Origin of the sequence: Jatrophihabitans sp., from assembly GCF_036389215.1 — a bacterium.
GTDB lineage: Bacteria > Actinomycetota > Actinomycetes > Mycobacteriales > Jatrophihabitantaceae > Jatrophihabitans_A.
This window is the reverse complement of sequence record NZ_DASVQG010000091.1, coordinates 46,790-54,901: the sequence shown is the minus strand read 5'-3', so window position 1 is coordinate 54,901 and position 8,112 is coordinate 46,790. Positions and strand designations below refer to the sequence as shown.

The 8,112-nt window shown below is 66.9% G+C and carries 9 protein-coding genes; 6 read left to right on the top strand and 3 right to left on the bottom strand.

Translation table 11 applies throughout. From position 1 onward, the window contains the following. Positions 1–1,004 (bottom strand): quinolinate synthase NadA (gene nadA / locus VF542_RS04410; protein ID WP_408650493.1); only part of this gene is annotated, 1,004 nt, incomplete at its 3' end. 143 nt (positions 1,005–1,147) lie between these two features. Here nadA and VF542_RS04405 point away from each other — a divergent pair. The 4 genes from VF542_RS04405 (at position 1,148) to VF542_RS04390 (ending at position 4,698) form a co-directional block, all read left to right on the top strand. Continuing rightward, on the top strand, positions 1,148–2,146 hold the full coding sequence (locus VF542_RS04405; RefSeq protein ID WP_408650492.1) for a DoxX family membrane protein: 999 nt from the start codon (positions 1,148–1,150) through the stop codon (positions 2,144–2,146). A 171-nt stretch (positions 2,147–2,317) separates the two neighbouring features. After that, positions 2,318–2,704, top strand: coding sequence for a HesB/IscA family protein (locus VF542_RS04400; RefSeq protein WP_408650491.1), 387 nt, complete (start codon positions 2,318–2,320; stop codon positions 2,702–2,704). Positions 2,705–2,801: 97 nt separating this feature from the next. Next, positions 2,802–3,776 carry a carbohydrate kinase family protein gene (locus VF542_RS04395; RefSeq protein ID WP_408650490.1) on the top strand — a complete coding sequence of 325 codons (975 nt, stop codon included), beginning with the start codon at positions 2,802–2,804 and terminating at the stop codon, positions 3,774–3,776. 127 nt (positions 3,777–3,903) lie between these two features. Next, on the top strand, positions 3,904–4,698 hold the full coding sequence (locus tag VF542_RS04390; RefSeq protein ID WP_408650489.1) for a hypothetical protein: 795 nt from the start codon (positions 3,904–3,906) through the stop codon (positions 4,696–4,698). Between the two features lie 39 nt (positions 4,699–4,737). Here the strand turns inward: VF542_RS04390 and VF542_RS04385 are convergent, their stop codons facing one another. Further along, entirely contained in the window at positions 4,738–4,989 is a 252-nt protein-coding gene (locus VF542_RS04385; protein WP_408650488.1) for a CopG family transcriptional regulator, read from the bottom strand. Positions 4,990–5,041: 52 nt separating this feature from the next. After that, complete coding sequence (locus VF542_RS04380) at positions 5,042–5,230, bottom strand: hypothetical protein (protein WP_408650487.1); 189 nt, start codon at positions 5,228–5,230, stop codon at positions 5,042–5,044. A 243-nt stretch (positions 5,231–5,473) separates the two neighbouring features. Here VF542_RS04380 and VF542_RS04375 point away from each other — a divergent pair, with 243 nt between their 5' ends. Further along, entirely contained in the window at positions 5,474–6,370 is an 897-nt protein-coding gene (locus tag VF542_RS04375; protein ID WP_408650486.1) for a hypothetical protein, read from the top strand. After that, entirely contained in the window at positions 6,370–7,869 is a 1,500-nt protein-coding gene (locus VF542_RS04370; protein ID WP_408650485.1) for a hypothetical protein, read from the top strand. Before VF542_RS04375 ends, VF542_RS04370 begins: the two co-directional genes overlap by 1 nt. The last annotated feature ends 243 nt before the right edge of the window (positions 7,870–8,112 follow it).

Genomic DNA, 8,112 nt, shown 5'->3' with positions numbered 1-8,112 from the left:
GTCCTGATGATGTATTCGGTGGAACCGACCAGGTCGGCCGCGCTGACCACCTCGTAGCTGCACTCGGGATGCACCAGCACCCGCACCCCGGGCACCCGCTCGCGGACCTGTGCCACCTGGGCCGGGGTGAACCGGCCGTGCACCGAGCAATGGCCGCGCCACAGGATCATCCTGGCCTGCCGCAGCTGCTCCACCGTCAACCCGCCGTTCGGCTTGTACGGGTTGTAGACCACGCAGTCCTCCAGGCTCAGGCCGAGTTGGCGGACCGCGGTGTTGCGCCCGAGGTGCTGGTCGGGCAGGAACAGCACCTTGGTGCTGGAGTCGCCTGAACCGGGCCCACCACCGCCGGGCTCCCGCTGGTCGAACGCCCAGCGCAGCGCGCGCTCGGCGTTGGAGGAGGTGCAGACCAGCCCGCCGTGCTCGCCGGTGAAGGCCTTGATGGCGGCCGAGGAGTTCATGTAAGTGACCGGCACGGTCTGCTCGGCGATGCCGGCGTCGGTGAGTGCGTCCCAGCAGTCCAGCACCTGGAAGTCGCGGGCCATGTCGGCCATCGAGCAACCGGCCGCCAGGTCGGGCAGCAGCACCCGCTGGTTCGGCGCGGTCAGGATGTCGGCCGACTCGGCCATGAAGTGCACCCCGCAGAAGACGATGTAGTCGGCTTCCGGGCGGGCCGCGGCATCGCGCGCCAGCTTGAAGGAGTCGCCGGTCACGTCGGCGAACTGGATGACCTCATCGCGCTGGTAGTGGTGGCCGAGGATGAACACCTTGTCGCCCAGGGCCGCCTTGGCCGCCCGGGCCCGCTCGACCAGGTCGGGATCGGAGGCCGCCGGCAACTCGCCTGGGCAGTCGACCCCCCGCTCGGACTCGGGGTCGCTGCCCCGCCCGAGCAGCAGCAGGGCCCGGGCGGAGGAGCCTGCCCGGTCAGCCGGAACTGTCGCGACGTGTGTTGAACCTCGCGCCCCGGTTGCTGCGTATGCATCCTTATACACATCCATGCTGGTCACAGCTGACAGTCTGCCTGCTGAACGTCGATCCGTCGGCATGAGGATCAGCACATGCGGGACGGGCGGCAGCTGGCCCGGCCGGGCTCTGATCGGCCGCGAACCGGCCGTCCACGGCCCGGCCGCCAACCCGAAAGCAGGACGAGATGCGCAGACCCCGAACGCGGTCAGCCGACGAGCCGGCGGACCGGACCGATCTCACCGACCGTCGCCGGATCCGTGCCAACGGGTGGCCGGTGCTGCCGTTGCGGCTGTTCCTGGCCGCCCTGTTCTGTTTCGCCGGTTACGCCAAGTTCAGCTATCCGCGCTTCTTCGAGCCCGACTCGCCCAACGGCTTCAGGTCCGCCGTGGAGGCGGCCAAGAATGGGCACACCCCGCTGAGCGACGTGATGGGCCCGCTGGCCGACCACGCGTCGCTGTTCGGCCATCTCACCGCCGTTGCCGAGATCGCGATCGGGCTGGGCCTGCTGGTCGGACTGCTGACCCGGCTCGCGGCCCTGGGCGGCATGATCCTGACCGCCATGATCGTGCTGAGCATCAACTGGAACGGCGTCAAGGAGTACACCGGCTCCAGCGGCTGGTTCACCTCCGTCGAGCTTGCCCTGATCGCCGCCCTGTCGGTGTTCCTGCTCGGCGGCGCCGGGCCGTTCGCGCTGGACAACCTGTTCATCCGGGCCCGGGAGCGCCAGCGGGCCCGCGACGACGCCGAGCCCAGCTTCCGGGACTCCGAGATCGAGGACTCCCGCCGCCGGCTGCAGGGTGAGCCCGCACAGGGCTACGGCGACGGCTCCCGCGAGCCGGTGTCCCGGGAGCCGGTATCCGGTGCGGGGACCGCCACCGCCCAGCTGCCGGCCACCGACCGGCAAGCTGCCGACCGGCCGACCGCCGACCGGCCGACCACCGACCGGCCGACCACCGACCGGCCGACCGCCGCCGACCGCTCGACCGCCGACCGTCCGACCGCGCCGCAACCCGGGTACCGCCCCGGCCAGCAGGACGAGGAGTACCGCGACGACCCGGAGCCCGAGCCCAACTCGCTGTGGACCCAGGGCCGGCGGACTCCGGACCAGCAATCCTCGGCGGACCAGCAGTCCCCGGCAGAGTCGCGGCGTCCGGTGGAGCCGTCCGGCCCGGGTGATCGCTAGCACGCCACGCCGGGCCCGCCGGTTCGGTAGCATGGGAGAACCGGCGCACGCGCGCCGTACTATGAACCAGCTGCACTATGGCTGCCTGGCATTGACTGATTGTCGCGGGCAGAATGTAGTGCTGAGACCATACTGTGAGCGGCGCGCTCACAGCGACTGTTTGGGGACCCGATGACTGCCACCGAAATCACGCTCACCCCCGCGGAGACCGTCGCCGCGCCTGTCATGCTGTCAGAGGCCGCGGCCCTCAAGGTTCGCGAACTTCTCGATGCCGAAGGCCGCGACGACCTGCGGCTGCGCATCGCCGTGCAGCCGGGTGGCTGCGCGGGCATGCAGTACCAGCTGTTCTTCGACGAGCGGACCCTCGACGGCGACGTCGCGATCGACCAGCCCATCCAGGGCGCGGGCACCGTTCCGCTGGTGGTCGACCGGACCAGCGTCCCGCTGGTCACCGGCGCCACCATCAGCTACACCGACACCATCGAGAAGCAGGGTTTCGAGATCGACAACCCGAACGCCGGCGGCGGTTGCGCCTGCGGCAACTCCTTCTGCGGCTAGTTCACACCTCCAAACCGCTACGGACGGGCGTCACCCGCACTCGCTACAGCAGCGAATGCTCGGGGCGCCCGTTCTGTCTGAAGACAGGTGGCTGACCATGCCCGTTCTCCTCTCCGGCTCGATCGCCACCGACCACCTGATGCACTTTCCAGGCCGGTTCGCCGAGCAGTTGCTGGCCGACCAGCTGCACCAGGTGTCGCTGAGCTTCCTGGTCGATGACCTGGTGGTCCGGCGCGGTGGCGTGGCCGCCAACATCGCCTACGGCATGGGGCAGCTAGGTGAGCGGCCGGTGCTGGTCGGGGCGGTCGGCCGGGACTTCGCCGACTACCGCGCGTGGCTGGAGCGCAACGGCGTGGACTGCGACTCGGTGCATGTCTCCGACTCCCACCACACCGCCCGGTTCGTGTGCACCACCGATGAGGACATGTGCCAGATCGCCTCGTTCTACGCGGGTGCGATGAGCGAGGCTCGCAACATCGAGCTGCGCCCGGCCGTCGAGCGGACCGGGGCGGAGCTGATCGTGATCAGCGCCGATGACCCGCAGGGGATGGTCCGGCACTCCGTGGAGGCGCGCCAGAGCGGCTACCGGTTCGCCGCCGACCCGTCCCAGCAGATCGCCCGGATGAGCGGGGATGACCTGCGCTGCCTGGTCGAGGGCGCGGAGTTGCTGTTCACCAACGACTACGAGAAGAGCCTGCTGGAGTCCAAGACCGGCTGGAGCGAGGCCGACGTGCTGGCCCGGGTAGGCGTTCAGGTCACCACCCACGGCAAGAACGGTGTCGACATCGTCGGCAAGGGCCTGGACAAGGTGCACGTTCCGGTTGCCAAGGAGCGCGCCAAGGTGGACCCGACCGGGGTCGGCGACGGCTTCCGGGCTGGTTTCCTGGCCGGGCGGACCTGGGGCCTGTCATGGGAGCGCTCGGCTCAGGTCGGCAGCCTGCTCGCCACGCTGGTGCTGGAGACGGTCGGTACCCAGGAGTACGTGGTCAAGCCGCACGAGTTCGCCGAGCGGCTGGCCGAGTCCTACGGCGACGACGCGGCCGCCGAGGTGCTGCCGCTGCTCACCCGCTGAGCCCTCCCCGAACCGTGCTCCCCGGTCCGTCCGCGTCGCCCGCACCGTAGAATGACGCCAGCCGTGACCGGCCCTCCATGCGCTCGGGCGTGCGAGTCGGTCTCCGATTCGCACGACGAGGAGCCCCGTGTCCCGCGCAGTACCCCGGACTCTCCTGCCCAGCAGGGGGCGAGCTGCCCTCGGCGCGACCGTGGCCGGCGGCGTGCTGTCAGGCCTGGCGTCGGCTCCCGAGCGGGTGCACCGGCTGTTCCGGCGGCGGTTCCCGACCGTGGCCGTCACCGGAATGACCGGGGTCGGCAAGACCCAGCTTGCCGACCGCCTCGCGGGCCGTAGCACCGGCGACGGCGTCGCCGTCGGCTCGGCGGTGATGGAACGTCGTACCCGCCACTCCGCACGGTTGCACGGATTCCGCTTCCTGGTGGTGCCGGGCGACAACGCGGCGACCCGGCTCGGTGCCCTGGACGAGGTGTTCCACGACGAGCCGGTCGACGGGGTGATCCATGTGGTGGCCAACGGCTACGCCACGCCACGGCGCACGGCGGGCACCACCGGCACGGCGACGGCGACCCGCGAGGAGCAACTGGCAGCCGAGCTTGAGGACTGGGCGATCACGTCGCACCGGATCGCGTCGATGGCCGTACGCCGGGACAAGCCGGTCTGGCTCGTCATCGCGGTGACTAAGACCGACCTGTATGCCGACGAGGTGGACGACGTCGTGCACTACTACTCACCCGGGAGTGGAACACCGTTCGGTGACAAGGTCGACGAGCTGCGGGCGCTGGCCGGGGGTGCGAAGCTCTCGGTCGATGTCCTCCCGGTGTGCAGCCTGGGCGAGGACCGCAAGTCGGGCGGGTCGGCGAGGGCCGACGAGATGATCGACGCGCTCGCGGTGCGCTTGGCCCAGCTCAGCGGTCACGTCTGAACGATGCGTCTTGGAGGCGGGAAGCCAACGCTTCTAGATTCAGGATGCGTGGCGTTCCTTCTCGAGCCGGTCCAGCAGCCAGGCGCGGGCCATCGTTGACATAGGTAGATGCCGCTGTGCGGCGAGGTCCTGGATGGCGGCGAACTGTTCGTCGGTGAGGCGGAGGTTGAACATCCGGCTGGTGGTCTGGTTCGGCCGACTGACGGTCGTGCCAGCGGGGTAGGGCTCCTCGCTGGCTGCCTCGGCTTCCAGTCGGCGAGCCTCGGCACGTGCGGCATGTTCCGTCCCCATCCATATTGCGGTAAGCGATGACAACGAGGGCCCTGCTGGCCGACGGCTACGTCTACGGGCTGATCAGCGTGTTGGCGAGGATGAGAGTTGCTGCGAAGGCACTTCCAGAAGCAAGTAGCGCTGCGGGAACTGATCGATCGGCAAGGAAGGTCAGGCCTCCAGCTGTTGCTGCGACCAGGACAGCCAGCAGGATGATGAGAGCGGACCTAGGGCTGATCAACGGCGGCTGGCTGCTCGTCATAGTCATGTCCTTTCGAGTCTTGGGCTGACACGTAATATGCGGCGACCGGTTGAGACCCCACGGCCCTAGGAAGCCTGATGATGTGAGATACGCGACGAAGATCTTTTGAAAACGGCCGAGGGGTTAGCTACGCCAGCCGCTTATAAGCTCTACAAGCGTCGTTGGATCTAAGCAATGGGGAGTGAAAAACCCCCACGCGGGACTGATGCGATATACGATCCGGGCAGAAGTGCGGGGTATGAGGTGGAGCAGGCAGACGACGAGCAGGGATGTGAGGAAGCCCCGGCGACGCCCACCCTGCCTGCGCCCGCGAGTGGTTTGCCACCCTATGCCGATGATCTGCCAGTGCCTGACGCTTTCGAGATTAACAAGGCGGTCTCGCCGGATACGCTAGAACGGCTGCGACGGCTGGAAGGCGATGCGCAACTGGTGCAGGCGATGCGAGAGCAGGGGTTCACCGGTCTGCTGTATCACAGCTTCGAGGCTGAGCTGATCGCCTACGCCGTTGAAGTCCTCCAAGCCTGGATGTACACCGGTGTCATTTTTCGGATCTGCGCAGCCAAGGGGTTGTCTATGTCACCACCCAGTCCGGAGGAGCTTGAACTCTTCGCTCGCGACAAGGATTTGCGTGAAGAATTGGCCTGGATGTCCGTCGGGCGCGCCATAATTAAATTCAAGCAAAATGCGCTTATTGACGGTGGCTGGCGTCCAGAGGCCGGGAGCCTACTTAAGAGTTACTTCTTGGGGGCAGCTCTCTATCAGTTTCGCGACGAACGCAAGAAAGAACTCCGCGCACGCATCAAGAATGATGAACTTACCGCCTTGCTTCAACGCTTAAATCGCAGCGCTCGGGCGAGCGCCAATGAGTTGATTGATGGTGACGCCGCTGAGCTACTTCTCGACCCGGGTACTACCGTGCCAGCGCGCGCAAGTGTTGACGCTGCCCTAAGTCGAGCGACGGAAAGAGAGCGCAGCATCCTTAAGCTCATCCTCGACGGTTACACCCAGGAAGAGGTCGTCGAGATACTCAACGAAACAAGTGTTAAGGCGGTCGAAGGTGTGTTAGCCCGATGGCGTAAAAGGGAACAACGGCATTGGGTCGGACATCCTCATAACACTCACAGAGCAGGGGGCATCTGATGAGCGAAGCCGAAGCAGACGCAGTAGAGCGCCTACTGGCACGGTCATCCCTCGGCACCGAAGGCGCCCGCCAGTTACGTAACCGCGCTGATCGAGCTCTGGTACAGCGGGCTGCCGACCTCGCCGCATCCTTGGCTGACCAGGGTATGAGTCCTGACGAATTAGGTGAGATCAGCAAGCAGCTGCGTGCGAAGGAGCGGCAGACCGACGACGAACTGGTCGAGCGGGTCGTTGCCGAGGTCGAGAGGTACCGCGGATTCCTGTCACGTCACAACACGCAGTTACCACCGCCACCGCTGGACGAATTGCTGCCGCTGATGGGCTGGTTGATCTACGAGGCGAGCTGGGACTGCGTCCAGCGGGTCGACGCGTCCTTCGACCGGGATGCGGCCGATCCGGACACTCGCCGGCAGAGCGAGGCCGAGTTGGCCCGGGTCGACCAGCTCGCCAACAGCGCCCGCCAGCTCCCCTGGCCCGAGTTCGCTCCGCGCGCGCTGGGCGCGCTGCGCGCGCTCGCCCTTGCCGAGTCCAAGCGGGACACCGAACCCGGCTACGACGCGGCTTGGACCTTGCACGAGGAAGCCCAGGCTAGGTACCGGGAGTACCGCGACAGCCAGGGTGACGAGGGCCTCCGCAAGAAGTCCATCTTGGCCTTGGACGAGGTGTTCCTGCAGCTGGCGCTAGCCAAGATCGGAACGGCCTGCCGCACCGCCGAGCGGGTCATTGTCCGCTGGGCGGAACAGTTTGAAGATCCCGAGAAGCCGGAGCGGACCCGCGCCGAGGAGCAGCGCTGGATCGAGCGGATGTTTAGGGACCTGTCCGCCGGTGTTGCCGTCGGCGAGCGGGCGATCGACATCGGCGAACGCATCAAGCAGGATCCCGGTTTCGCCGATCACATCGACGAGCACCGGCTCACCCGGCACAGTGCCCTCCAGAACCCAGGGATCATGACCGCCCGAGCGGCGTCGCTGCTGCTCGTGCTCCGACAGGCGATGGAGGTGGAACTGGGCCGCCGGCCGGCCGGGCACGACTCCTGGGACCAGTGGGAGGAGAATATTCTGTGCAGGTTCGTCCGAGCCTACCGGGTCATCGAAAGCGAAGTGCTGGGGCCGGATGGCCGTCCGGTGAAGATGGATCGCGGATTCCAACGGCAGCTGGTGCACATCCGGCTCAACCTCGCGCTGCTCAAACCTGGGTACGACCTGCCCTCGGCGCGCGCCGCGGACCTGCCCTGCCTGGCGCTCAACCCGCTGGACGACGCGGCGGTAGAAGCCATGTCCGCATGGCTGGCCGGCCCGCAAGGACTCGGCCGAGAGAACGCCCTAGCCGCCGCGACCATGCCGATGTTCGTCCGATCGCTCATCGCCTGTCGCGGACTAGGATCGGATGACAACGGCTACAAGTCCTGGCGGATCAAGCATTTTACGTACCATCGATATTTTGACGAGCCCGAACGCCTTGACTGGATTACCGGGGTGCTGGCCCAGGCCGCCGCATAAGTGGTCTGGATCTCGCCGACTTACGCGCTCAGCGATTCCTAGCCAGCCTCTTCGGCAAGGGCATGACCTTCAAACCGGCTTGCTGGCGCCTCGCGCAATCATTGCGCAAATCACCGAATCGATATGTGAATGAGCGCGCTCGTCGTAGCCATTTCGAGAATGATTGCCGGGGGCCGGAGAAAGTTAGGGTTACAGCTGATATGTAGTGCCGTTGTGTCAAGTGGCAGGGTGAGGCGCCGGGGG